Below are 26,017 nucleotides of genomic sequence, written 5' to 3' on the forward strand. Positions count from 1 at the left end.
AAAATATAAACAACATTAAATTAATTTGCCACCTGTATTTCCCAAGACGTAATATTACAGAAGTAATCTCCATTTTGTGTTGTTATCTCACCTACAGAAATGTCTGTAGCTTCGTCAACTGTAAATGAAACTGTGTAAGTTCCTGCTGCACCAATACGTTTGTAACCAATAACTTCAGAAGCTGTTGTAACATCTTCTACATTTGGTAAACCATTACCTCCCTTAGCTATAACAAAATATGCACCGTCCGGATTAGCATTGTGATTTGTACTTAACACCTGAACTCTTAACATATAACTTGCTGCTTCGGCATGAACAACCTGATAGATTTTACCATTAGTAATCCATGGTGATCCCCAGCCTGATTCTAAATTGAAAACATTCCCGTTCCATTCATCCCAGCCACCATAACCACCGTGGTTTTTAGCAACATCATTAGTTATCCATGGCCCTGCCAATGTTCCCCAACGTCCTCCATCTGTTGCAGATGCAATAAATGGCACTGCTGCATTACCCAATACTGGGGTTGGAATAGGTGTCACATCTTCAAAAGCCGTAAAAAAGTTATCGATAGAATCCTCATCAGGAATAAATGCCGTTCTATAGCGATACGTAGACCCACTTTCAAAATCTGAAATAGTTACATTTGATTCAGCTATATCAACATAAATGGTTTTTGTTTCTCCTGACGTAGACATATACTCAAACTCAGAACCTAAAACTCCAGAACTTAAATCCATATCTGCCAATCCAATTTCTAATACACTCTCTACAAGAACGTTTTTTTCTAAAGGTCTATTGAATAGGGAAGCTATATAACGATCGCCATACACCTCGGCTGACTGAGAAACTGCAATAGATTTATTTCCATCGGCATCCAAGGTTCTTACAGTGAAATTGTATACATTTTCTTCTAAACCGTCTATAATAAATGACACCTCATCTACACCTTGGGTTCTATTTACGGGAACTGAAATGGAATCTCTATTATTATTCCAGTATACACGAACCTCAGATACTTTAGGGTCTCCGATTATTAAACCTTCTACCTTAACTCTATTTTGTCCCGGATAAATTTGTAAAGAATCAATAGCTCCTGTATATGAAATCTCTCCTCCTTCTGTGAATTTAAGATATTCTGTATCGTCGGTGCATGAATAAATTCCCAGAACAATGCTAATAGCAAATACTGCTATAATTATATGCTTTAATTTTTTCATTGTCTTCATAATTTTAAATTAAAGGTTTGGATTACCAAATACCTGTACCTCAGACACTGCCATATATTGGCCATTTGCCCAGTTTAACAAACATTCTATACGAAGGAAACGTACTGCTGGCTTCTCTATATCAATTTCATAATCTGCACCGTCTTGAGCAGCTATTAAGTCGTTATTATCCTCCTGACCATAAGGTAAACCTGAAGGCTTAATAATTTCATACTCCCCCATAAGTGTCCAGGTACCATCTTCTAAATTACCATCATTTAGTTCGTTAGCCCCCCAAATTCTGAACTTTCTCATTGCTCCTAAATAATAGTATAAACGCTGTCCTCCAATAGGTTCTGAGAAATTCCAGATGTGCAAACGGCTTAACTTAGTCTGGCGACCAATATCAAAAGTTACTAAATGATTACCCACATCAATGGTTCTACTCGTAAAGAAACTATCATACCACTCTAAAGTACCTCCGTTAAATAAATCTCTTACCTCGGTGTGAGCTGCAATTAACTCAGCATCGTTTGGTAAGGTAATCGGAAGCATTTCCTCTCTTGGCATCAACATTTCGAAAATAGGTGTAATTTCAGCAAATAAAGTATCTGTTGTGTTTAACCAACGGTCTCTAACCACAAAAGCAAAATCCTGTGGTACGGGATCGTATCCTCTAATACTTCTGGAAATGGTATCAACTGATGTATAAATACTTGTAGAAAGTGGTTCCCAATCGCCTTGCACATTTTTTTGCATTACCAATAAGGCAATATCCTCTTCTGTCGGGTTTAATGCATTAATACGAACTCCGCCGAAATCAGCATTTGTTTCTAAAGATCTGAAAATTTCGTAAATAGGAGCTTCCAATGGAGCCACCGTTACCGTAACAGGATCAGATTCCGTTTCACTTCTATTAACGGCATAAATTTCCACTTCCTCTTCAGACTGCCCTGTAAAACCTTCTAAAAGCATAGAGTTTTGATAATAGGAAGCCTTTACCTCCATAGGTGTTCCATTTTCTAATGTATAACGGGCTACCACGTATAATAGATCTTTATCATCTGGTAGTGTATATTCTAATTTTACCTTACCAGGTAAATTTTCAACTACAACATTCTCAACAATTCCTGGAGGTGTTGTATTATTTTCTAATGGTGATGGGCCTTGTTCCTCTGAACACGCAGAAAAAACAACAATTAGAGCCAACATCGCAATCCAAGAGAATTTTATTATATTTTGTTTCATAATTGTTATGTTTTACCAACCTGGGCTTTGTACCAGATTAGGGTTTTGAATTAGAGTATTTTCATTAATTGGCCAGAAATAGTCTCTTGGCGACACAAAACGCTGTTGGTGAAGCGTTAAAACCTGATAGTATGAACTCTCAGTGGTTCCAAAAACATTCCATCCTTTTATTGGATTGTTAAATTCTCTAACGGCTTTTTTCCATCGTCTAACATCCCAATAGTTTTTACCTTCATAAGCCAACTCAATAGTTCTTTCTCTATGAATTATTTCTCGCATACCTTCTTTGGTTGTGTATTTACTTGGACTCGTAGAGTAATTTTGCCAAGATGCTGCAACACCTTCAAGACCTGCACGAGCACGTATAGCATCTACATATTCTAATACTTCTGCGGTAGGACCTGAAACTTCATTTAAAGCCTCTGCATATTGTAAGTATAAATCTGCTAAACGTAATTCAGGCCAAGCGTAAATTTTATAAGATCCGCCACCATCGCTGTTAAAGTTATACTCCCAGTTAACGACTTTCTTTATAAAATATCCTGAGATGTTAAAATCGAATGCATCAAAACTACCTGCATAATCCTGAAACTTAGACTCAATATGAAATTTAGTTTCATCAGCATAACTATCTTGTTTGTAAAAAATAGCACCATCAAATCCTAAATCGGCATAAAAACGAGGTTCTCTATCGAAATTTAAAATAGAGGTTCTATAGCCTTGAAAAATATTTAGTGCATCATCCGGCCCCGCTTCTCTAAGTTTTGTGATATCTGAAAAATCTAAAGTTTTATCTTCATCAATTGGCACCCCATTTTTAGTATAAAACTTAGATGCTGATCCTATTGTTGGAGAGAAAATCATTCTTGCTTCTCTAGCTGGCACCACATTAGATAGCGGCATCATACAAATACGTTGTAACCAATAGGTTGTACTTTTTGTATTAGACCATATAACCTCTTCATTAAAAGGTTCACAAAGGGCCTGTCTTATTTGAACTTTCGTTTTTGAAGTCTCAGAAATATCGAAAGTAAAATCGTTTTTATAATAAATTTTATGTCCGTTAGCTTCGGCTACATCAATAGCATTTTTAATTGCTGTTGCTGCTCTTTGCCATTTAGTTGGATCATAAGTAGTATTAAATAATGGCGTCCCATCGTTATTGGTATATCCTGTCATATCTGTATTGCCATTAAATAATGGACTAGCAGCCATTAACAAAAGTTCCCCTTTAATTCCTAAAGCTGCCTGTCTGGTTACTCGTCCTAATTCATTTTGAGTATCAACAATTTGTGGCGGTAAATGTACCGAAGCTTCATCTAATAAATTGGCTAAATAATCCACACTTTCATCAATAGGATCTCTCGATACCTGAATTTCATTCTCTGGTGCATCCACCGGAATCACATTACGGATGATTGGTATTGCACCATACATACGCATTAAGTAATAATGATAATATGCCTTTAAAAATTTCCCTTCTGCAATCCAACGTAAACGCTCGGCTTCACTAATATCTGGCACATTGCTTCTATCCTCCATATTTTCAATGAATACATTACAATGACGAATACCATCATATAACGGATATAAATCACCAGGTCCGGCTGCCTGAAAACGTCCTTCCCACGCATCCATATATGGATTTGATGTGCGTTGCAAACTTCTAGCAATATCGAATGCATAACTGTTTAAAGCTGCATCGTTAGGAGCTATCCAGGTTTCATTACCGGCTAAAAAACCAATATTATAGATAGCGTCCCCATTTTGAGGTAAATATGAATAGCAGGTAAATAAATATTTTTCCGCTTCGTTTCTTAATTTAAACGCTTGATCTATAGTCACTACGTTGTCTGGAACAACATCTAAAAATGTTTCTTCACATGATTCTAAACCAATAAGGCAAAAAACCATGATGGACATTCCTAAAGCTTTATAAAGCCTTTGAACTGCTTGTTTTAATATTTTTTTCTTTATAGTTCTCATACCTTTTTCTTTAAAAATCTAATTTTAAACCTAAGTTATATACCGACTGAATTGGGTAACCTAAGCCATTACCTCCCATCTCAGGATCCCATAATTTAAATGGACTCCACACTGCCAGGTTATTGCCACTAAAGTAAAGTCGTGCTGATTGCATGCCTAACTTAGTAACAAACTTTTCAGGAAAATTATAACCTGCCTCAATGGTTTTTAATCTTAAAAACGAACCATCACGCATCCACCAGGTTGAAGCATACGGCGCCTGGTTTGCTCCTGGGTTACTATTGAAAACGTTATTATTCTCATTGAACTCTCCTCCTAATCTAGGCCAAAATGCGTAAGAATCTCTATTATCTTCAGACCAGTGATCGTCCGCAATTACCTTTAATAACCCATTTTGAGCAGATCCATTAATAACAAATGGTGAAATATTCCATGGATTAATAAAGAATGAGGTTCGAGCCACACCTTGGAAAAATATACTAAAATCGAAATTCTTGAAACCTAAAGTTCCTCCAAATCCATAAACAATTTCCGGAACTGTTGGATGCCCAATAGGTACCATGTCTAAACTAGAAATTTGACCATCTCCATTAACATCACGATATTTTATATCTCCACCTCTAACTTCTCCAAATTGTGTTGGTGAATTAGCAACCTCCTTGTCATCAATAAATAAACGCTCTGCAATATACCCATACCATTGGCTTGCATTTTGTCCTACACGTGAGCGGTATGATAATTCTTCTGGATATGTTACTTCATCGAACTCTAAAACTTCATTGGTTGAAAACGTAAAATTACCTCTTAATTGCGTGTACCAATCTTGATTAAAAGACTTATCGTAAGTTAAAGAAGCGTCCAAACCTTTACTTTCCATTTTACCAAAGTTGGTTGCTGGTATCGCCGTTAATCCCATGGTTGCTCCAATATTAGAACGCTCTTGTAAAATATTTGTTCTATTTTGTTTAAACACATCAACTATAATATTCAGGGAATTGAATAACTCTAAATCGAAACCAACGTTGGTTTGTCTCGATTTTTCCCATCCAATATTTGGATTAGCGTAACGATCGATATAAACTCCAGGTCGGGAATTATTAAATTGCTCTCCAAACGAGGTTCCGTATCTTCCGTCATTTAAATTTACATTAGATAAATAAAAGAAACGGTCGTTTACATTACCAATAGCATCATTACCCACAAGACCATATGTAAAACGAAGTTTAAAATCAGATACGACATCTCTTAAACCGTCCCACCAATCTTCTTTAGATATACGATAAGCTAAACCTAAAGATGGAAAATAACCATATCGGGCGCCATTTGCAAAACGCTCAGATCCATTGTAACCGAAGTTAAATTCAAATAAATATTTATCGTCATACCCATAAGTAAAACGTCCTGATAAACTGTGGTTTCTGTTTGGCAAAGAACTTTGAACTGATCCTGCATTACCCGTTTCATAACTTGATAAAAGATTTACTAACATCCCTGAAACCGCATGCTTTTCATTAAATACTCGGTTATAGTTGATAGCTGTTTCTAAATAAATTCTGGAATCTAAATCCTTTCTACCCTCAGAATAATCCAAATATTCTGTTCCTGTTACACCTACACTACCCTGACCTCCGTCATTAAGCACATTTAGCTCCAATTCACCTGAAAACGGACTAATATATCCTTCATAATAAAATGGATTATATTGTCTGGCTACTTCATAATATGAATAACGTCTTACATACCCCATGGCTCGTGCTGATAGACCTTCAGTTATCCCAGCCAAGTCCTGCTTAATTTCAACCTGAGCCTGAATTGTTGATGCTTTATTTGTTTGATACCCTCTAACCATTTCGGCATAAGGATTTATTAAAATTGCTGAGCCACTATTATTTGTAGCCTGTGCTCCACCAAATAATGGGTGATCAATAAATGGTAAATAACTAGACGGATATACTTTAGGGAATTTTACTGGGTTTGACCATAACGTTAAATTAAATATACGAGCACCTCCATTTACCCAGTTACCGTTAACATCACGACCTCCAACAGGTCCATTATAATCATCGAACTGACCATAAACACGAACAATACCTTTAGTTGTTGGAGTTAAGTTCATATCTAAATTACTACGTACTGAATAATTTCTAAGTTTGATATTATTATTAAAATTATTAATCGGGTCTACATCCAAAACACCATTATCAACATTATATGTACCTGCGATATAATACTTGGCTTTTTCTCCTCCACCCTGTGCACTAAAATTTAATCCCTGGTTTACTGTATAGTCTTTGATAAGTTCATCAATCCAGTTATTACTTGGATACAAATAGGGATCATCTCCGATAGACGTTCTGTAAATTTTGTTTTGCGTATAAGGCAATGTTGCCTGAGGATCGCGAGTTAAAGCAGCCTCATTTGCCAATTGCATGTAAGTAATATTATCAGCAAATTTAAAATTCCTGGTATTTGATGATATTCTTGTTTCACTACGTAACTGGAATTGCGTTTTTCCTGCTTTACCCATTTTAGTGGTAATTAATACTACTCCGTTAGCTCCACGAGCACCATAAACTGCTGCTGCTGCTGCATCTTTTAATACCGAAAAACTTTCGATATCGTCAGGTTGCAAACGTGCCATATCGGTAGTAGTAGATTCGATACCGTCAATTAAAATTAATGGATTTACCTTACCGGATCCGAAAGACCCTAAACCACGAATAAAGAAATCGGAGTTATCAGCTCCTGGCTCACCACTTCTTTGAACGGCAATCATACCTGATACACGACCAGCCATCATGGTTGTTAAGTTACTTGTAGGTCCTTTAATTTCTTTAGGTGAAATTGTAGTAATGGAACTTACCAAACTTGCCTTTTTCTGAGTACCAAAACCTACAATAACAACTTCATCTAAAGCTTCCTGACTTTCATTAAGTACAATACTAAATACCGATTTTTCGCCAATTACAACTTCCTGCTCTTCGTACCCAACATAGGATACGACTAAAGTAGTAGCTGAAGCTTCTATTTCAAGTTGAAATTCACCATCGAAATCTGTTACAACTCCATTTGTTGTTCCTTTTACGAGAACGTTAGCTCCTGGCAAAGGCATTCCTGATGCATCTTTAACCACACCAGTAATAATGCGCTTTTGGATTTCACTATTGAAATCTACTGTTTTTCCTTCGTTAGCTTGAACTTGATAAGCTGTCACACACAACAGGAGCACCACCAGTTTGAATTTAAAATCAAATTCAGGACAAGAAAAAAAGACTTTCCTCATTTTAATTAGTTTTATCATATTAATTAGTTTTTGTTTAAGTGGTTTTAATATTCGTTATTTCTATTAAGAAACTAGATATCAAAAAATGTTGGTTTGGTTTAGTTCTCATGTCATAATTGTTTAGTTTAGTTTTATTTTAGTTAGTTATTGGTGATTTTTTTTTCTTACTCTTTAATCAGTTTAATTTGGTAACTATAGGTGTACTGTTTATCGTGCAATCGGTATGGTTTGTGAGGATAAGCTCCCCAACTGTTATCTCCCCCAACGCCGCGTTGTTTTAAATCGATGTGTAAATACACTTTATCGTTCTCTACAACAATATCTGTTGGATGGGTCTGACTTTTGAAGGTCCCTCCGTCTAAAGCTTCTGTAGACATGTGTAATGCACTAAAGCCTAATGGTTGTGCACCTATAATTTGCAATCCTTGATTTGCCGAGTTTTCAAGGGTTAACCAACGTACATCGGTTTTATAACCAGCCTCTTGTGGACGGATATATTCCCAAGTGTATTGATTCTTAACTGTATCGTTATACATACCTAAAAACGAAGAGGTGTTTCTGTCTGAATAATTTTCCCATGGCCCTCTTCCGTAATAGGCTAAATTATCGAAGCTTCCATCTAGCACCATACGCATACCAAATCTTGGTAATTCAGGTAATTCTTTACCTTCCATATCAATACTTGCTGTGATGTTTATTGAACCATCATTTTGAATAAGGTATTCAACAGTATAAGGCACATCTAATTTGCTTATTATAAATTCTGCCTTTACAGGTAAACCACTCACTGTTTTTTCTCCAACTTCTACACGTTTCACTTTTAAATCCTGATGCGCGAATTTCCAATCGCCCAAACGTTCCGGCATTTTGTTACCGTAATCATTATCGGTTGGAGCTCTCCAGAAAAATGGCTCAGGAAATTGTGAAATTATTTTTGAATGACTATCTGCAAATCGATACTGAAATAATTTACCTGATTTTAAATCAAGATCCCCAATAATATTTCCTGCTGCAAAATGGAGTACATCTCTAAACACTTCATAAATTATCTTTCCTTCTGAAGTCGAAATATTATCAAAGTAAGAATAGCTTCCTAATTTAAATTGCTCTCTTGCTATTTCATGACCTGCAGGAACTAAAGTCGCTTCATTTTTGGTATAGCCATATACATCTAAATAATATTCCTTATCACTATCTAACATTGGTAGATTTAAAATCACATCTTTAGATTCGTTTGGTAATGCTGATATCTCAAAACTACCTTCATCAACCTTAGCTCCATTAGCTTTCAGTACCCATTTAAAAGTATATTGATCTAAATTGGTGAAATTGTATTCATTAGTAACTTGAAGTTTATTTCCGTTTAACTTAAAAGCAATACTTTGAAAAACCTTCTTTACTTCCTCTAAAGCTGGATGAGGAGTTCTATCGGCTGACACCAATCCGTTAGCACAAAAGTTCTGATCGTGTTGTAAATTTTCACCTCCCAAATCGCCTCCGTAGGCCCAAAACATTCTTCCATCTTCGGTTTCTGTTTTTAATCCTTGGTCTACCCAATCCCAAATGAAACCACCTTGCATTTTTTTACTGGTGTTCATAATGTCTCGGTATTCCTGAAAATTTCCGTTACTATTCCCCATAGCATGCGAGTACTCACACATGATAAATGGTCTTTGTTTATCGCTTTTTGCATAATCCTTCATGTAATCTATTCCCGGATACATTGGGCAAACAATATCGGTATCGGCATTTTCATCAGCTTGCTCAAACTGAACAAAACGCGTTTTATCACGCTCTTTTAGCCATTTATAACCTTCGTAGAATACAGGTCCGTTACCACACTCGTTGCCCATAGACCATAAAATAATAGATGTTGCATTTTTGTCCTGCTCCAACATACGTTTCATACGGTCTAAATGTGCCGGTGCCCATTCAGGCAAATAAGCTGGATGTTTTTCTTTATCAAACCAGCCTTGTTTTTCGGCTCCCATGGCGTGCGTTTCAATATTTGCTTCATCTACAATATAAAATCCGTATTCATCAGCTAACTCATATAAATAAGGATCATGCGGATAATGACTCATACGAATAGAATTAATATTATTTTGCTTCATGACTTTTAAGTCTAAAAGCATAGTTTCTCTATTTGGCTTATGACCGGAGATACCATCATGTTCGTGCAGATTTACGCCATTAACCATTAACGGCTCACCGTTAACCATTAATTGAGCCTCTTTAATTTCAACTTTTCTAAAGCCTATTTTCTTGGAAATAACTTGTGTGTTCTTTTTATCGACTAACGAGATGATGTATCTATATAAATAAGGTGATTCTGCACTCCACTTCTCAACATTGTTTATTGTTGCAGAAAAATTTACGCTTTTATCTGAACCTGAAATTTTCTTTTCTTCAGAATGCACCTCCTTACCCTTAGCATCAAGTAAACGAATGGATGCTACTTGGTTTTTAGCAGCCTTCTTTCCGAATTGTCTTAAATCGATATCGACATTAAAAAGTCCGTTTGTGTAAGTATTATCTAAATTAGCCTGAGCGAAATAATCCCAGATTGTGGTTTTAGGCATGGCTTGTAAATACACATCACGTTCAATACCACTTAAACGCCAGAAATCCTGGTCTTCTAAATAGCTTCCATCATGCCACCGAAACACTTGCACAGCCAAAACATTATTTCCTTCATTTAAATATTTAGTAACATTAAACTCTGCAGCTGTTTTAGAAGCCTTAGTCATACCTATTTCCTCTCCATTTAAAAAGATTCTGGCATAACCCGATATAGAACCGAAATGTAATATAACTTCTTTATCATCCCAATCCTTAGATATTTTAAAGGTCGTTCTGTAACTTCCTACTGGATTATAATTTTCATCAATAAAAGGTGGATTCTTGGGAAACGGATAGGTTACATTGGTATATATAGGTGTATCATATCCTTCAATTTCCCAGTTTGAAGGCACATTAATAGCGTTCCAATTTGAATCATCTAAATCTACTTTATAAAAATCTAATGGCCTTTCAGATGGTTTTTTAACAATATTAAATTTCCATGTACCATTAAGACTTTGATAATATTCAGATGTTTCTGTCAGGCTAGTTGCTGCACAAGCTTCATCATGATAAAGCACAAAAGATGACCTGCCTTTTTCTTTATTTCTATCAATAATACCAGGATTCTCCCATTCGTTTTTACTGTTTTGAGCAAAACCTAAATTGACAAGTAAATAGCATAACGGAACTAAAATTAGTTTACGCATTGTATAATTAGTTTATTTTATATTTAGTGGTTGGCTTATTAAAATGTACAAAAGACACTTATAATAATATTACAAATCTGAACAATTAAAAACTTTAAATAAGGGGATAAATTGACTAAAAAGAGGGTAATAAATGTCCAAATGACAATTTATACCCTATACCTCAAACACAACAACAGATTCATAATCAATTTATTGACTTAAAAACCCTAAATCCTGTGATATTTATACCTCATCATAGCCTCGATTAAATAGTAATCGCCATAACTAAGCGGAACATCTATTTCTGTTTTCTCCGGAATATGACCAACGCCATGCTTTAAAAGAAACCCTCCATTGGTATTATCCTTTGCTATATATTCATCAGAGGTTAATGTAGTAATCATGGTTTTGGCTGCAGAATCGTATTTTTCTACCAGGTCGCCTTCTACATAATGTTTTAATTCTAAAAGTGCCGATGCCATAATAGCACCTGCTGATGAATCTCTTAAAGCATTAGGAATATCAGGCGCATTAAAATCCCAGTAAGGCACCATATCCTTTGGCATATTTGGATGATTTAGAATAAAACCTGCAATACCATTGGCCTGAGCCAGGTATTTTTTATCCTTAGTTTCTCTATACATTACCGTGTAACCATACAAACCCCAGGCCTGACCACGGGCCCAGGCAGAATCATCAGAATACCCTTGTGCCGTGCGCTTCTTCTTTACCGAACCATCATTTTTACTGTAATTTAATACGTGGTAAGAACTATAATCATTTCTGAAATGATTTTCTATTGTAGTATTTGCATGCGTCACAGCAATATTATAATACTTAGGATCTTTACTGTATTTAGAGGCCCAGAATAATAATTCTAAATTCATCATGTTGTCTATAATCACTAAATAATCATCTTCTGAAGCATCCCAAGACTTAATACAGCCAACTGTATCATTAAACCTTGAAGCCAAAGATTTGGCGCTATTCATTAATATAGTTTTGTATTCTGGTGACGGATTTAAACGCTCAGCATTTCCAAAACTACAATACATCATAAATCCTAAATCATGTGTCGTAGTATTGTATTGTTCACGTTGTAAATCAGCCAAAACACGTTTTATTTCGTCTTGAAAAACCGGATTACTGGCGTTTTCATTTAAATACAATAACGATCCCGGATAAAACCCGCTACACCACCAACCAGAGCGACTGGTTTCTAGCTTTTCCTGACTTACATGATATGTTTTTGGATATCTCCCCTCTGGCAAAACTTCCTTTAAATGCTCATATTGAGTTTCTGCAATTTTTAAAGTCTCATCAATTTTATTCATTAATGGATCTTCCTTTTTACACGAGTTAAAAGAACAGATAATTCCTATTACTATTAAAACCTTTTTAACCATTTTTTTTTACCTATTTTTTACTCTTGATGAGCTTTTTTAAATTATTTACTTCTAACATTTTTACAGGAGTTGAATTTCTATCGGCAACGCCTTCTCCATCTATTTGTGTTACATTCTGAAAAAACACATGTAGTTTCCTTTTACTGTTCCATAAATTGATATCGTAATTAGGCTCCCACTGTCCGACTGAGGTTTCGCTCAAATCGACAACTTCCCACGGCGTTTTATTTTCTAAATTCTGAGAATAAGTTAAAGATACTTTACTTCCTCTGGACGCTTCTCTAAAAAGCACAGCTACAAAATCATCCTTAATAAGAATATCTGGTCGTGAAACAGGAATGCTTTTAGTTCCTCCTCCTCCTAAAACAAAGGATTCTGTTCTAAATCCGGTATTTACTTTTTTCCAGCTATTATCTTTTAAATACACGATTTGATATTGTGGAATATCATCAACATTCCAATACGTTACGATATAAGGATTACCTTCATGATTTGCGGTAATTGAAGTTTGATTGATGAGATTACTATTTTGAGGAATTTTCCAAGCATACTCAGCTGATGACAACGTAATAGGAAGATTATAAGCTTCTGAAGTAGAGTTCTCCCAGGTTTTTCCTCCATCCAAAGAACGCGCATAACATAAATCATGGTTTGTCTCAACATCCCAGGTTTCACGCCAAACCCAAGACAAATGAATCACGCCTTGACCATCTACCGCAACCTGCCAATAGGCGCTGCGCTGATTTTCTCCATCTATAAGATTACTTTGTATTTGTGTCCATTTTTCAGACTGAATATCATAAGAATTAATAACCAAATTACCGCGTCCTGATTGTCCTGAACGGTAGAAAAACAATACATTCCCATTAGGTAAATTATAAAATTCAGGATAAGTAACTTTGTCTTCCTGTTTACCTGTCATTGGTAATTCTTCACTCAATTTTAAACTTAACGGAGCTTTACTCTTTGCATATCTGAGCTTGGTATCATGATGATCCCAACTAACATGTAAATACCCTTCACCATCAACCGCCAAACTAATATCATTATGTGCGTCTTTGGTGTTTCCTTGGTATTGGGTTTGAGCAATCTCCCAGTTTGAAGTATTAACTTTTCGTTTCCCCAACACCAAATAACTGTCTTGATTGTAATAGGCTACAAATTGATAACCCGAATGTGTAGTAATCGCATTTTTTCTGAATTTAACAGTATTTACCGAATTCTTACTCCAGCCTTCCCCGATATAACTATATGAAACATTTTGAGCACAGGACGAAAAACACAACAAATAGCTTGTTGCTATAATGAGCAAGTTAAACTTCAGAAAAATGCTTCTTTTCATTTTAATAGTAAAATGTGAGTTTTAGTTTTGTTGATTTTCGCTTAATAAGTGTTCTAAACGCACTTATTAAAACAGGTAGTTCAAAATTGGACAAAAAACACCTTGCAATGCGGGTAAAAAATGGCTAAAACAGGGATACAAAACGTCCAAAACAAAATAAAAGCGAAAGATTCCCGCTTTTAAGTGTTCTTTTAACTTTTAAGTTATATTTGTAACAATTAAATTGAATATTTTATTTCAAATTGAAATGAACAAAAGTCAAATATGTGAAGAATTTTGTTTATTTATTTTTAGATAGATCCGAAGGCAGCTTTTCAAACTGTTCCTTAAACAGTTTTCTAAAATACTTGACATTATTGAAACCAACTTCGTAAGATGCCTGAGCGATGGTATAGTTTCCGCTCTCTATTAACTCTGCGGCTTTATCTAACTTTACCTTTCTAATAAACTGATTAATATTTAAGCCCGTAACCGCTTTAAGTTTTCTAAACAACGACGTACGACTCATGCCCATATGTTGAGCAACATCCCAAACATCCATTTTTTCCTGATCGAGATTATTAAGCACGACTTGAGTTAATTTATTCAAAAAGCCTTTCTCCTGATCTAATAACGAATTCTTATCTTCTAATCCTTCTAGTTTAACTTCATCTTTATTTAAAAAATAATGGCGTAATTGCTTTCTAACGTCTAATAAATTTCGAATTCTGGCTTGTAGAATCTGGCCACTAAACGGTTTCACTATATAATCGTCTGCACCATACTTATATCCTTCCTGAATACTTTCCGCATTACCTTTTGCGGTAAGCAATATAATTGGAATATGTGTGGTTTCTGTTGTCTCCTTCAATATGTTACAAAGCTCAATACCATTCATTTTAGGCATCATAACATCAGACACTATCAAATCCGGAATGTAACGTTTAGCCTTTTCAAGACCCTCTTCTCCATTATTGGCATAAATAAGATCGTATTTACCCTCCAGTAATCCATCTAAATACTTTAAAATATCAGGGTTATCATCTATGAGCAATACCAATTCATTATTTTCAGTTACATTTAAATTAGCATTCGTTTTTGTTGTTTTGTCTAATTCTGCAAATGGCACCCAATCTTCAATTTCGTTATGTTCCTCTTTATCTGTCGTATTTGCAGTATCTAAAACCGCATTCACAAATAGAGATTTATCGCGAGGAATTATTACTGTAAAGGTACTTCCTTTTTTCTCCTCACTTTCAATTTGAATACTGCCCATGTGTAGTTCGGCAAAACTTTTAGAAAGCGCCAAGCCAATTCCTATACCCTGTTTACTCTTAACGGAATTTGACTGATAATACCTTTCAAAAACATGTTCTAATTCAGTTTTACTTATGCCATAGCCTGTATCTCTAACCTTGATTTCAAAACTATCCTCATCATATACCAAAGACACATAAATTTCACCATTATCGGGAGTGTATTTAAAAGCATTTGATAACAGATTATTGAAAATAATATGGATTTTTTCCAGATCGAACCAAGCCAGTAAAGGTTCATCCTGTAAATCGTAACTTAAAGCGATATTTCGTTTTTTAGCCAACGGAAAATAGTTATTAACCCACTGTTCTAAACAAGCATTTAAATTATGTTCTTCAATTCTTAATTTACTCAATCCTAAATTGGCTTTTCTAAATTCTAACAGCTTATTAATAGTTTGTAATAACTGCTTTGCGTTTTTTTGAATTAAGGTTAAACTGTTTTTGTGCTTTATAGATTTCTCCTCGGAAATCAAATCTTCCAACGGTGCTAAAATTAACGTTAAAGGCGTCTTAAGCTCATGAGAAAAGCTTGTAAAAAAGCGCATACGTTCTTCATTAAAATTATGCTCTAACTGACGCTCTTTCTTTTCTATAGATAAAGAATTGATAAGCTTTAAACGCTCGGCATAATACCTCATAAACCAATATATACCCAAAACTAAAACAACCAGATAACCAATATACGCCCAAGATGTTCGCCAAAATGGAGGAAGAACTTTTATTTTTATTTTTTTAAAAGTTTCATCGCCTGAACCAAACTTTGCTTTAACATTTAAAGTATAATCGCCGTAAGGTAAATTAATTAGGTTGACCTTACCATATTGATTTGTACTAATCCAATGGTTGTGATAACCATCAACACGGTAAGAATAATTCACATTTTTAGCAAACGGATATTTTAAAGCCACATAATCAATAGAAAAAAAAGTTTGATCCGGTTGCAAATAAATCTGATTTTCAAAAAGGATAGACTCATCTATAACTGCATCTTTTTCATTTTCAGAAACTTCTACCTTTTCATCCAAAACTTCCAGAGTTTTAAAAATAATAGGATAAGTCTCTCGCTTGCTATGAAGATTATCAGGATTAAAAATATTTAACCCTTTATCACCTCCAAGATATATCATACCCGAGGAAGTGAATAAACTCGACCCAATATTAAATTTCCCTTGCTGTACATTAGTATAGGTGTTTAAGTTATGAATAACATCGGTTAAAGCATTGTAATTACTAATCCCTTTATGGGTACCTAACCAAATATTCTCCTGATTTTCCATAACTATACTGGTAATTGTATTGTTACTTAAACCGTTTTTTTCAGTAAATCCTATGACTTCTCTTTTCTCTGGACTTAATCGTATTAACCCCTCGTTTTGGGTTCCCGCCAGCACATCACCACTCGGCAGAGCCAGTATACTATAAATCACATTACTTTTAAAATCTTGAATAGTACTGGAATTATAAAATGTCATCGTGTTTTGGGTTGGTATATATTTTAAAATACCATCGCCATAGGTTGCCATCCAAAAATGACCTTTATCGTCTTCACTAATATCTCGAATATCAAGTTTTCCTAAAACATTAACAAACTTAAAGGCATCATTGATTTCGTCATACATATATAAACCACCTCTATTAGTCCCTACCCATATCTGGTGCTTCCTATCTTCAAAAATTACCCGAACATCACTTCCTAAGGTTATATCTCCTTGCAAATAGTGCTTGGAAATGCCTGTATCCGGATCCATTTTATTTAAACCACCCTGATAAGTTCCTACCCAAAGGCGTTTTTTAGAATCTTCTAATAATGAAATAATGTAGTTATTACTAATAGTATTAGGATTATTCGGGTCATGCCTAAAATATTTGAACTGCCGCGTTTCTGGATCAAACAAATCTAAACCAGCACCATCCGTTCCAATCCATATACGTTTGTCTGAACGCTCTGCTAAAGCGCCAATACGATCATGACTAAGTCCTTCGCCTCCTGTCATTTTTCGCAATAATTTTATAGGTTCTCCTTGTGGATTTACATAGTTTAAACCTGTACTGGTTCCAATCCACATATTACCATCCTTATCCATTTTTAAGGCAGAAACCGTTCTGTTAAACACACTGGAACCATCATCGGCTGGCAAAAACCATTTTACCTGAAAATCTGTTTTTTGGTGTAAAAAATCAGATTTATTAATAATATTAAGTCCTCCGTTTCTAGTTCCAATCCATAACTGACCAGAATGATCTTCTTCAAAACAAAGAATGTTATCGTCACTAAGTCCTTTACCTTCTTTTAAAGACGTTCCCAGATGTAGGGTGTCTTTTTTATTAGTTATCACATGAAGTCCATTATTTGCACCAATCCATAAGTTACCTTCTTTATCGTTAAATAATGACTCAATTAAAAAAGACTTCCCTTGCTCATTCCCTTGTAACGAAACACGAGTGACTTTATCGGTTTTTAGATTAATTTTATTCAATCCGCTGCCTGCTGTTCCAACCCATAGCAAAGAATCTCCTTGAAGCGCCATACTACTGGTATAATTTGAAGACAACGACGCTTCGTCATTTCCTTTATAGCTATAAACCTTTGTTTTTCTGTTTTTATCGAAAACCTGAATACCACGCTCTAAAACAGCTAAGTACACCTCTCCCTTGCTACCTAACTCTAACCGTGAAATATGCTTACCCAATAAACCTTTCTCTTCATTAATAATCTCAATTTTTTCGGTTTTAGAATCGTAAACATTCAGTCCTTCTGATGTTGCTATTAGTAGTTTATGGTCCTTAAAAGCTTTTATTTCATTAATAAAATCGTCGCTCAAGCTTTGATTTCCGCGGTCTTCATCTCTCTCAAAAACGGTAAACTGCGTCCCATCATATCTATTCAAACCTTCAGAAGTTCCAATCCAAATAAAGCCCAAGGAATCCTGAGCAATACTATTAATGCCATTGTTCGACAAGCCCAACTCTACATCAAGTAAATAAAAATACAACTCGTGTTCAATGGAATTAAACTGTTGCAAAGAGTTTTGAGCTGTACCCGTGGCAAAACACAAAAAGGTGATATAAAATAAAAAGTGTTTCATTAAAAAAACGCTGCTAAAATTAGGAATCCAGAGATTATTGCTACTAATTTATAATTAAAGATACTAAAACCAAATTTTAGGATTTATTCTTTTGAAGAATACAAGTCACCAAGGACCTTTGAGGTAATTGAATGTTATTTATTGTTTTTGAAGTCTTTATTTTTTTTAAATTAAAATCAACCTCTGCATTAGTTAAATACATTTCTGAAACTATATAACCTTTTGGCAATCCTGATAATTTAACCGTTTTATTCGTGTGAAGTTGATTCACAAAAACAATAACCAATTCATCATCTGACTTATACACCGAATGTAACATTTCTGAAATAGTTTCTTCATCTGATTTATTATCCACTCTGCGGGAAGCAATACGTTGCATTCCCGGTTTTATAAATCTGGAATAATGCCCTAATGCCCATAACATCTTCGATTCGTAAAAACGACCTCCATATTGATTCTTATCAATATATATCAAACCGTCCTTGTAGTTATACGGACTTATGGCCAGCCACCAGTGCCAGGCCGAAGCATTCGCAAACACTAAGTCTGAATGGATAACCTTAGCCACATATAATGCTGCATCAATACCCAAATCTCGGCCTCCACCCTTTATTTCAGAATTATCTTCTAATACACAATATTCGGTCATCCAATATTCCAAATCTGTTTGGCTCAACTTATCATTTAAAGATTTTCTGGTATTCATCAAAGTTTTGGAATTCCAGGTTGTAAAATAACTGTGCCCGGCTACTTTCTTGGCTACCGATTTTAAATCACCAACATAGCCTTTACTTTTCATATCGAAAAAATAATTGATTTGATTTCCTCTATGAGGTTTATCTGCTGTAGTATATAAATAATTGATTTTCGCGGCTTCTGTAAGTTCTATTTGACTTGAAATGCGATTAGCTTCAAAAGAACTATCAATAGCTTTAATAGCCTGAAACATTTCTTCGTTAGTCCATGGCGAACCTTCTTGCTTACAACACTCCCACTCCCACTGCGGTTCGTTAAAAGGACTTATATAATCAAACATAACCCCTGTTTTATCATAAACTCCCTTTACAACTTCAGACAAGAAATCGGCATATGCTTTATAATTATACTCTAAAAGATTTGAACGCATACCGTTATCTGACCAGGCCCTTTGATTTTCGGTATAGAATACTGGAGGACTGTTAACAAAACCAATAAATATCTTTACCCCAAATTGTTTAGCCGCTTTTAAAAACCATTGCTGACCTTCCTGCTTGTTCCAGTTATAAGTTCCGTCTTGATTTAAAAAACATTCTGATTGTCGCCAATTATCATTAATTCTGCTTTCTTTTCCCTGCTCACTACTTCCTGCACCAATATTAAATCGCCAAGCAGTTAAACCGATACCTTCAGGACTGCCGTCAGCTTTATTTTCTGTACTGAATAATAATCTGGCAATCTCCTTTTTAGAAGATTCAGACCAATGTTTACCTACAAATTGTGTAGACCAGGCATCTGAAGCTCCGAAGTTTTTAATAGTTTGAAACTTAGTTTCAGGATGAATCCGAATTTCAATAACATCCCTAGCTGAAGATTTTTTTTGAGCAAAAGATATAGTGACAAACAATAAGCAGCAAAAAGCTATTTGCTTTTTTGCCTTTAGAAAATAATTCAATTTAAACAATCTTTTTAGTTGGTTTAAGGAGTTCAAAGTTAATTATGAAAAACCGCTTTCGAGGGGTAAGTATTGTCTAAACAGGGGTTACATTATGTTCCTAAACCACCTAATTGCTCAGATTCTTCAATCTAATTCCTAATTACCGATATTAAACGTTTAGGAGTAATAAAAAAATGTCTTGGGGTAAAACTTAGTTAATCACCATTGTAGTTTTGAAGTCCCCATATCTATTCATATTTAGCCGTCAAAAGCAGCCTTTGAAATCAATTAAAAGTAAAGATTATCTAAATCAAAATATGAACCAGCTGGAATTAAATCAAACTCTACAATCCAATTCAAAAAATTACAATCCTTTAACACCTGATGAGAAAATTGAAGAACTTAAACGCATTCTTCATCTGGCTCCTTCATCAATGAATATGCAACCCTGGCAGTTTACTTTTGTTAAAAACAAAAGTGTTAAACATAAACTGGCATTGTCTTCTGTTGATAATGCTGAAAAAATTAATCAAGCCGATGTTTTAATCGTTTTTAGTGTTGTTGATAATTTAGATTCCTTTCAATTAGTCATCGAAAAAGAACTTCCTGAAGGCCTGCAAGAACTTTACAATAACATTAAAAACTTCACTTCGGAGTCTGATTTGAAAATTTGGTTTTCTAAACAAGTTTACATCGCATTTAGCATTGCTTTAGGCACAGCTGTTTCTCTGGGTTTGCATCCTACGCCTCTAGAAGATATTAAACCTGAGAAATACACTGAAATTTTAAACATGGTTGATTATAAACCAATTTTAACACTAGCTATAAATTTTGAAACCGAAAATGACTTTTTCGAATCTACAGACAAACCCAAAACGCGACGATGCATTGAAGATGTGATTATTAATATCGATTAAGCTCTTCATCATTTACTTGCAACCCAAGGTGATTAATAGCAAACACACCTTTCATTAATAATGTTTTAACCATTATTATTCTCAAATTTACCAAAACATCAAGCTTGTTATTTAAATCCTCCTAAGTCATTCTTTTGGAGGATTTTAAATTAAATAACACTCTAAATCCATTTCAAACAGTTTTCAAAAGCTTTAAAGATTAGCTGCTATCCTCTAATTTTTTATAAAAATTTATCTAAATTAGGATTCATCAACTAAGCCTGAATTCTGAAAAATATTTACTTATAATTTATCTATTTTAACAAAATTCAGCCTCTATTTTACTTAATTCTATTAATCGTTTTTTTCTCTCATGACGTTTAAAAAAATACAATTTCGGTTAACAACACCGAGTAAATGGTATACCCATATAAATAGTTTAGTTCCATCAACTATAAATGACACACAACTTTTATTAAACCCTGAATTTGGACAGGGAAAACTAAAATACCTTGAAGTTCAAAATGGTCTGTGGGCCCAGTCAACCAACGTAATATTAAACGAGGATTTGATTTTAGAAAGGCTCGCCAGCGATCATAATGATATGTATCTAATAAATTTTTACCTCTCTAAAGCGGAAATTAAACAAACCGTTAAAAAGAAAACTATAAGCCAGACCATTGAAAATGTAAATATGATATTTTACTCTTCAATGACCTCTTCGCAGATCTGTGTTCCTGCCAACGAAACTATCTTGATTTTTAATTTACTTCTTTCCAAAGAATGGTTATTTAAAAACGTTATTCCGGATTATGAGCATTTGAGCAGTTTTTTTAATACGAACCACCCTATTTGCCTTTCAGAAAATCTGGATTATAATTTAAAAAAGCTCCTTAATCACATTAATTTTGATGAAAACAACAGACTGACATCGATTTCAGGGATATTACAAATTATAAACTATCTTTTTTTAAAGTTCGGAAAAAGAGAACTGGAATCAAGTAAAAACAATATCCACCCTGACGATTTAAATCAGTTATTAAAAATTCGTGAAATCTTAGACACCAATCCTCACAGAGAAATACAATTGGTAAATCTGTCTGAACAAGCCAGTATGAGCCTTTCTAAATTTAATCGCATTTTCAAACAAGTGTTTGGAACAACACCTTATCAATACCATTTAAAACAGAAAATGGAAAAAGCGATGGAAACTTTACAGGAAAATAAACATTCGGTTTCCGAAACAGGGTTTTTAATGGGCTATTCTAATTTAAGTCAGTTTTCCAAGGCCTTTAAAAATCATTTTGGGATTTTACCAAGTGAAGTTTAATTCACGAGCTTTTGGTAGTCTATTTAAATAGAGAATATCATAAACTAAAAAAGCTCCACTATTTCTAGTGAAGCTTTTCTTGTGACCACGCCAGGATTCAAACCTGGAACCTCTTGAGCCGTAATCAAGTGCGCTATTCAGTTGCGCCACGTGGCCTTGTTTTTGTGGGTGCAAATATAGAACTTTTATTGAGTTACCACCAAATTATTTTCAAATATTTTCTGATTTTTTTTCCTAAAAAACACTAAAACTATAACAATCAAATATTTAATTAATTTTACAAATAAAGTTTGGTAACATTTATTACATAAGTAACACATAGTTCCTTTATTTTTGCGGCAAAAATTGTTTAAATGGATTATATTTTAAGCCCTTGGCCATGGTACATTTCTGGCCCTCTTATTGCCGTAGTTATGGCCTTACTCCTGTATTTTGGAAAAACCTTTGGTATGTCGTCAAACCTAAGAACCATGTGTTCTATTATGGGTGCCGATAAATTTGCCGATTTTTTCAAATTCGACTGGAAAAGTCAATTATGGAACCTGACGGTTGTTGCAGGTACCGTTATTGGAGGTTTTATTGCAACACATTATTTATCTGATAACAGTGTTACTGATTTAAACCCAACAACCATTGCGGAATTACAGCACATGGGATTTGAAAACCCTGGTGCAACTTTAGTACCAAACGAAATGTTCGATTTAGAGGCCATTTCTTCTATTAAAGGTTTAGCACTTTTAATTATTGGTGGACTTTTAGTTGGTTTCGGAACACGCTACGCTGGTGGATGTACTTCTGGGCACGCCATTACCGGTTTAAGTAGTTTACAAAAACCATCGTTAATTGCAGTAATTGGATTCTTTGTTGGCGGTTTAATTATGACCAACCTTATCTTACCTTTAATTTTTTAATTTATGAAGTTTTTAAAATTCTTATTAGTCGGTATATTTTTCGGAATCGTTTTAACAAAATCTGAAGCGGTTTCTTGGTACAGAATCTACGAAATGTTCAGATTTCAATCATTCCACATGTACGGTATTATTGGTACAGCTATTGCCTCTGGAATCCTATTCCTGCAATTAGCAAAACGAGGGCACGTTAAAAATACTGATGGCGCTGAAATCTTTGTTCCTAAAAAAGACAAAGGATTCCCTCGTTACATTATTGGAGGTATCATCTTTGGATTTGGATGGGCTTTAGTAGGTGCTTGTCCAGGACCTATGTATATTCTTTTTGGAGCAGGGTATTACACCATTGCTATTGTTATAATAGCTGCTATTGTAGGGACATTCATTTACGGAGTTCTAAAAGATAAACTCCCTCACTAAAAAAACGCTTTTACATATTTATTCTTAGAATTTGCTTTAGCAAATTCTAAGAATAAATAGTATTAAACTATTTCTGCACTTAATCCGGCATCAAGTAACATGGAGCAACGTGGTTTTAAATCGTCGTAAGCTCCTGTTTTAACAGTACATTTTCCGTTATAGTGTACTATAATCGAACATTGTTCTGCCTGTTCTGCCGTATGGTCGCATGCGTAAATTAGTGTTTCAATAACATGGTCGAAGGTATTGACGTCATCGTTATACAAAACAATTTCGTTTTGCGTTAATACCTCTTCTTCCAATAGTAATTCTTCGGACGTTTCTTCTCTAGTACTCATACTCAATAATTTTTTATTCATTTTTAGAGATTTCAAACTTCTTAAATTGTTTTAAAGTGGGAGGCATTTTTTATAAACACCACATAACTCACTACAAAACAATGCACTAATTTAAAAATTTTAATGCAACCCACTGATTTCTTTCGAATTTTTCAGCAAATTTTAACAGTAACTTTTCGCACGCTTCCTGAATAACCGGAATATCATCGTTATAAAACCCGCTTAAAAACAAGGTGCCATTTTCATTTAAACACGATACGTAAGTTGCCATATCCTGCAACAGAATATTACGGTTTATATTCGCAATAATCACATCATACTTTTTGCCTTCCAACACACTGGCATCGCCTTCAACAACTGTTATATGCTCGCAATTATTACGCTCCACATTCTCTAAACTGTTTACATAACACCAGTTATCGTAATCTACAGCATCAATAGGTTGCGCTCCTTTCATTTCTGCTAAAATGGCTAATACACCTGTACCGCAGCCCATATCTAAAACCGATTTACCTTCAAAATCGTTTTTTAAAATATGCTGAATCATCATGTGTGTCGTTTCGTGATGACCGGTACCAAAACTCATTTTAGGTTCTATAACAATATCGTATTTGGTGTCTGGTTTTTCGTGAAATGGTGCACGTACCGAACACTCATCGTCAACTACAATCGGGTTGAAGTTTTTCTCCCACTCCTCGTTCCAGTTCGTCTGCTCGATTTCGCTGAAGGTATAGTCAATTTTAAACTCCTCGGAATTTAAAATTTGAACATCGTTTAAAATATCTTCATTCCACTCCTCCTTTTGAATATATGCTGTCACCCCGGTTTCGGTTTCCACAAAGCTTTCAAATCCGGCATAGCCTAACTCGGCAATTAAGATTTCTACGGCTGGTTGTAATGGTTTTACAGTAAATTCGTATCCTATATAAATGATGTTTGACATGGTTTCTTTTTATATTAAAACCTCATGAATGTAACACTCATGAGGCTGGTTCTTGTTTTGCATTGGGGATTACTAAATTTATAAAGCAAACTTAAAAAGATCTAAAGTAATGCCCCTCTATAAGTTAATTAAAATGCGTTTACGATAGCAAAAAAGTCTTCGGCGTTTAAAGATGCGCCTCCAATTAATCCGCCGTCTACGTCTGGTTTAGAGAAAATTTCTACTGCGTTGTTAGGTTTCACACTTCCCCCATAAAGGATAGATACAGAATCTGCTACTACTGCACCGTATTTATCGGCTAATGTTTTTCTAATGAAGGCGTGCATATCCTGTGCCTGCTCCGGACTTGCTGTTTCTCCTGTTCCAATAGCCCAAACCGGCTCGTATGCCAATACAATACTTTTAAAAGCATCTGCCTCCAAATGAAATAAAGCATTTTTTATCTGGCTTTCGACAACATTCTCGTGATTTCCTGATTTTCTGTCGGCTAATTCTTCACCAAAACAGAAAATAACACGCATGTCGTTTGCTAAAGCGGCATCAACCTTTTTAGCTAACATCTCGTCGGTTTCATTAAAGTATTCACGACGCTCGCTATGTCCTAAAATAACGGTTTCTACCCCTACGCTTTTAAGCATCGTAGCACTTACTTCTCCTGTATACGCTCCGTTTGCAGCAAAGTGCATGTTTTGAGCGATAACCTCAATACCTGAACCTTTTAAGCTGTTATATGCCGGATATAAGTTGGTTGCCGTTGGCGCTACCATAACTTCTGCATCCGACGTTTTTGTTTGTCCTTTTAAACTTGCAATTAACGATTCTGTTTCACTTAAATCGTTATTCATCTTCCAGTTTCCTGCTACAATTTGTGCTCTCATGTTACTGTTACCCCGTTTAGTTTAAGGGATTTTTATTTTAGTTGTTAGTTATAAAATTTCTTTAATGCGCTGGTCGTCGGCTTCAATCGCTTTAAACAGTTTAATTTTTCCTGATTTATCGACAACCATATATCTTGGAATCCAATCCAACTGAACAAAGGTTCCGAAAGGTCCCTTCCACCCCGATTGCATAAAATAATGCTCGCCGTTTACTTCATACTTTTCAATACCCTTTTTCCAGGCTTCTTTAGTTTTATCCAATGATAAAAACAAATAGGTTACTTCTCCAAATTGATCCTGAAGGTCATGTACTTTAGGCATACCTTTAATACAATCGCTGCACCAGGACGCCCAAATATCAATGACCACGGTTTGACCTTTATATTGCTTTATGATGTCCTTAAATTTTACGGTTTCACCATTTAGGGTCTCAAAAGTATCGTTTAATGCTTCTTTTGTAAATTTAGTTGGCTGATCCTGTGCCACGCAACTTAACATACTGAAACAAAAAACAACACTTAATACTAATAATCTCATTCTAGCTAATTTTTAAATGCAAA

17 protein-coding genes and 1 tRNA gene are annotated in these 26,017 nt (G+C 34.8%); 4 read left to right on the forward strand and 14 right to left on the reverse strand.

What is annotated here, in order from left to right; all coding sequences use genetic code 11:
• Window positions 1-20: 20 nt before the first annotated feature.
• The 9 genes from R1X58_RS00790 to R1X58_RS00830 all read right to left on the reverse strand — a co-directional run bounded on the left by R1X58_RS00790 (window position 21) and on the right by R1X58_RS00830 (window position 19,762).
• Entirely contained in the window at window positions 21-1,220 is a 1,200-nt protein-coding gene (locus R1X58_RS00790) for a DUF4998 domain-containing protein (RefSeq protein ID WP_240571267.1), read from the reverse strand.
• An 18-nt stretch (window positions 1,221-1,238) separates the two neighbouring features.
• Window positions 1,239-2,456, reverse strand: coding sequence for a DUF4959 domain-containing protein (locus tag R1X58_RS00795; protein WP_240571270.1), 1,218 nt, complete (start codon window positions 2,454-2,456; stop codon window positions 1,239-1,241).
• 12 nt (window positions 2,457-2,468) lie between these two features.
• Window positions 2,469-4,442 carry a RagB/SusD family nutrient uptake outer membrane protein gene (locus tag R1X58_RS00800; RefSeq protein ID WP_240571272.1) on the reverse strand — a complete coding sequence of 658 codons (1,974 nt, stop codon included), beginning with the start codon at window positions 4,440-4,442 and terminating at the stop codon, window positions 2,469-2,471.
• A 10-nt stretch (window positions 4,443-4,452) separates the two neighbouring features.
• A complete protein-coding gene (locus tag R1X58_RS00805; RefSeq protein WP_240571274.1) occupies window positions 4,453-7,725 on the reverse strand; it encodes a SusC/RagA family TonB-linked outer membrane protein in 3,273 nt (1,090 codons plus the stop codon).
• Window positions 7,726-7,889: 164 nt separating this feature from the next.
• Window positions 7,890-10,997 carry a glycoside hydrolase family 2 TIM barrel-domain containing protein gene (locus R1X58_RS00810; RefSeq protein WP_240571276.1) on the reverse strand — a complete coding sequence of 1,036 codons (3,108 nt, stop codon included), beginning with the start codon at window positions 10,995-10,997 and terminating at the stop codon, window positions 7,890-7,892.
• A gap of 209 nt (window positions 10,998-11,206) precedes the next feature.
• Entirely contained in the window at window positions 11,207-12,313 is a 1,107-nt protein-coding gene (locus R1X58_RS00815) for a glycoside hydrolase family protein (protein ID WP_240571277.1), read from the reverse strand.
• An 82-nt stretch (window positions 12,314-12,395) separates the two neighbouring features.
• Window positions 12,396-13,727 carry a BNR repeat-containing protein gene (locus R1X58_RS00820; protein WP_240571280.1) on the reverse strand — a complete coding sequence of 444 codons (1,332 nt, stop codon included), beginning with the start codon at window positions 13,725-13,727 and terminating at the stop codon, window positions 12,396-12,398.
• A gap of 280 nt (window positions 13,728-14,007) precedes the next feature.
• A complete protein-coding gene (locus R1X58_RS00825; protein ID WP_240571283.1) occupies window positions 14,008-18,111 on the reverse strand; it encodes a two-component regulator propeller domain-containing protein in 4,104 nt (1,367 codons plus the stop codon).
• A 76-nt stretch (window positions 18,112-18,187) separates the two neighbouring features.
• The gene (locus R1X58_RS00830) at window positions 18,188-19,762 is read right to left on the reverse strand and encodes a glycoside hydrolase (RefSeq protein WP_240571286.1); all 1,575 of its coding nucleotides are present in this window, start codon (window positions 19,760-19,762) and stop codon (window positions 18,188-18,190) included.
• Between the two features lie 260 nt (window positions 19,763-20,022).
• Between R1X58_RS00830 and R1X58_RS00835 the strand changes: the two genes are divergently transcribed.
• Window positions 20,023-20,661, forward strand: coding sequence for a nitroreductase family protein (locus R1X58_RS00835; RefSeq protein WP_240571288.1), 639 nt, complete (start codon window positions 20,023-20,025; stop codon window positions 20,659-20,661).
• Window positions 20,662-21,013: 352 nt separating this feature from the next.
• Complete coding sequence (locus R1X58_RS00840; RefSeq protein WP_240571290.1) at window positions 21,014-21,970, forward strand: helix-turn-helix domain-containing protein; 957 nt, start codon at window positions 21,014-21,016, stop codon at window positions 21,968-21,970.
• Window positions 21,971-22,052: 82 nt separating this feature from the next.
• On the opposite strand, the gene R1X58_RS00845 is transcribed toward R1X58_RS00840, so the two are convergent.
• Window positions 22,053-22,126: transfer RNA gene (locus R1X58_RS00845), tRNA-Arg, on the reverse strand.
• 197 nt (window positions 22,127-22,323) lie between these two features.
• Between R1X58_RS00845 and R1X58_RS00850 the strand changes: the two genes are divergently transcribed.
• Window positions 22,324-22,881 (forward strand): YeeE/YedE family protein, encoded by a 558-nt coding sequence (locus R1X58_RS00850; protein WP_240571292.1) that lies wholly within the window; start codon window positions 22,324-22,326, stop codon window positions 22,879-22,881.
• Window positions 22,882-22,884: 3 nt separating this feature from the next.
• Window positions 22,885-23,298, forward strand: coding sequence for a DUF6691 family protein (locus R1X58_RS00855; RefSeq protein WP_240571294.1), 414 nt, complete (start codon window positions 22,885-22,887; stop codon window positions 23,296-23,298).
• A 62-nt stretch (window positions 23,299-23,360) separates the two neighbouring features.
• On the opposite strand, the gene R1X58_RS00860 is transcribed toward R1X58_RS00855, so the two are convergent.
• The 4 genes from R1X58_RS00860 to R1X58_RS00875 form a co-directional block, all read right to left on the reverse strand.
• Window positions 23,361-23,636 carry an ATP-dependent Clp protease adaptor ClpS gene (locus R1X58_RS00860; RefSeq protein WP_240571297.1) on the reverse strand — a complete coding sequence of 92 codons (276 nt, stop codon included), beginning with the start codon at window positions 23,634-23,636 and terminating at the stop codon, window positions 23,361-23,363.
• 106 nt (window positions 23,637-23,742) lie between these two features.
• On the reverse strand, window positions 23,743-24,579 hold the full coding sequence (gene prmA / locus R1X58_RS00865) for a 50S ribosomal protein L11 methyltransferase (RefSeq protein ID WP_240571301.1): 837 nt from the start codon (window positions 24,577-24,579) through the stop codon (window positions 23,743-23,745).
• A gap of 128 nt (window positions 24,580-24,707) precedes the next feature.
• A complete protein-coding gene (gene tpiA, locus R1X58_RS00870; RefSeq protein ID WP_240571303.1) occupies window positions 24,708-25,457 on the reverse strand; it encodes a triose-phosphate isomerase in 750 nt (249 codons plus the stop codon).
• Between the two features lie 48 nt (window positions 25,458-25,505).
• Window positions 25,506-25,994, reverse strand: a complete 489-nt coding sequence (locus R1X58_RS00875) for a TlpA family protein disulfide reductase (protein WP_240571305.1) — start codon at window positions 25,992-25,994, stop codon at window positions 25,506-25,508.
• Window positions 25,995-26,017: the final 23 nt, after the last annotated feature.

The organism is Aestuariibaculum lutulentum (assembly GCF_032926325.1).
In the GTDB taxonomy this organism is placed as follows: domain Bacteria; phylum Bacteroidota; class Bacteroidia; order Flavobacteriales; family Flavobacteriaceae; genus Aestuariibaculum; species Aestuariibaculum lutulentum.

Bases quoted from the DNA above. Each gene is read 5' to 3' on its own strand.
- R1X58_RS00790 (WP_240571267.1), bottom strand. From the start codon at position 1,220: ATGAAAAAATTAAAGCATATAATTATAGCAGTATTTGCTATTAGCATT.
- R1X58_RS00795 (WP_240571270.1), bottom strand. From the start codon at position 2,456: ATGAAACAAAATATAATAAAATTCTCTTGGATTGCGATGTTGGCTCTA.
- R1X58_RS00800 (WP_240571272.1), bottom strand. From the start codon at position 4,442: ATGAGAACTATAAAGAAAAAAATATTAAAACAAGCAGTTCAAAGGCTT.
- R1X58_RS00805 (WP_240571274.1), bottom strand. From the start codon at position 7,725: ATGAGGAAAGTCTTTTTTTCTTGTCCTGAATTTGATTTTAAATTCAAA.
- R1X58_RS00810 (WP_240571276.1), bottom strand. From the start codon at position 10,997: ATGCGTAAACTAATTTTAGTTCCGTTATGCTATTTACTTGTCAATTTA.
- R1X58_RS00815 (WP_240571277.1), bottom strand. From the start codon at position 12,313: ATGAATAAAATTGATGAGACTTTAAAAATTGCAGAAACTCAATATGAG.
- R1X58_RS00820 (WP_240571280.1), bottom strand. From the start codon at position 13,727: ATGAAAAGAAGCATTTTTCTGAAGTTTAACTTGCTCATTATAGCAACA.
- R1X58_RS00825 (WP_240571283.1), bottom strand. From the start codon at position 18,111: ATGAAACACTTTTTATTTTATATCACCTTTTTGTGTTTTGCCACGGGT.
- R1X58_RS00840 (WP_240571290.1), top strand. From the start codon at position 21,014: ATGACGTTTAAAAAAATACAATTTCGGTTAACAACACCGAGTAAATGG.
- R1X58_RS00850 (WP_240571292.1), top strand. From the start codon at position 22,324: ATGGATTATATTTTAAGCCCTTGGCCATGGTACATTTCTGGCCCTCTT.
- R1X58_RS00855 (WP_240571294.1), top strand. From the start codon at position 22,885: ATGAAGTTTTTAAAATTCTTATTAGTCGGTATATTTTTCGGAATCGTT.
- R1X58_RS00860 (WP_240571297.1), bottom strand. From the start codon at position 23,636: ATGAGTACTAGAGAAGAAACGTCCGAAGAATTACTATTGGAAGAAGAG.
- prmA (WP_240571301.1), bottom strand. From the start codon at position 24,579: ATGTCAAACATCATTTATATAGGATACGAATTTACTGTAAAACCATTA.
- tpiA (WP_240571303.1), bottom strand. From the start codon at position 25,457: ATGAGAGCACAAATTGTAGCAGGAAACTGGAAGATGAATAACGATTTA.
- R1X58_RS00875 (WP_240571305.1), bottom strand. From the start codon at position 25,994: ATGAGATTATTAGTATTAAGTGTTGTTTTTTGTTTCAGTATGTTAAGT.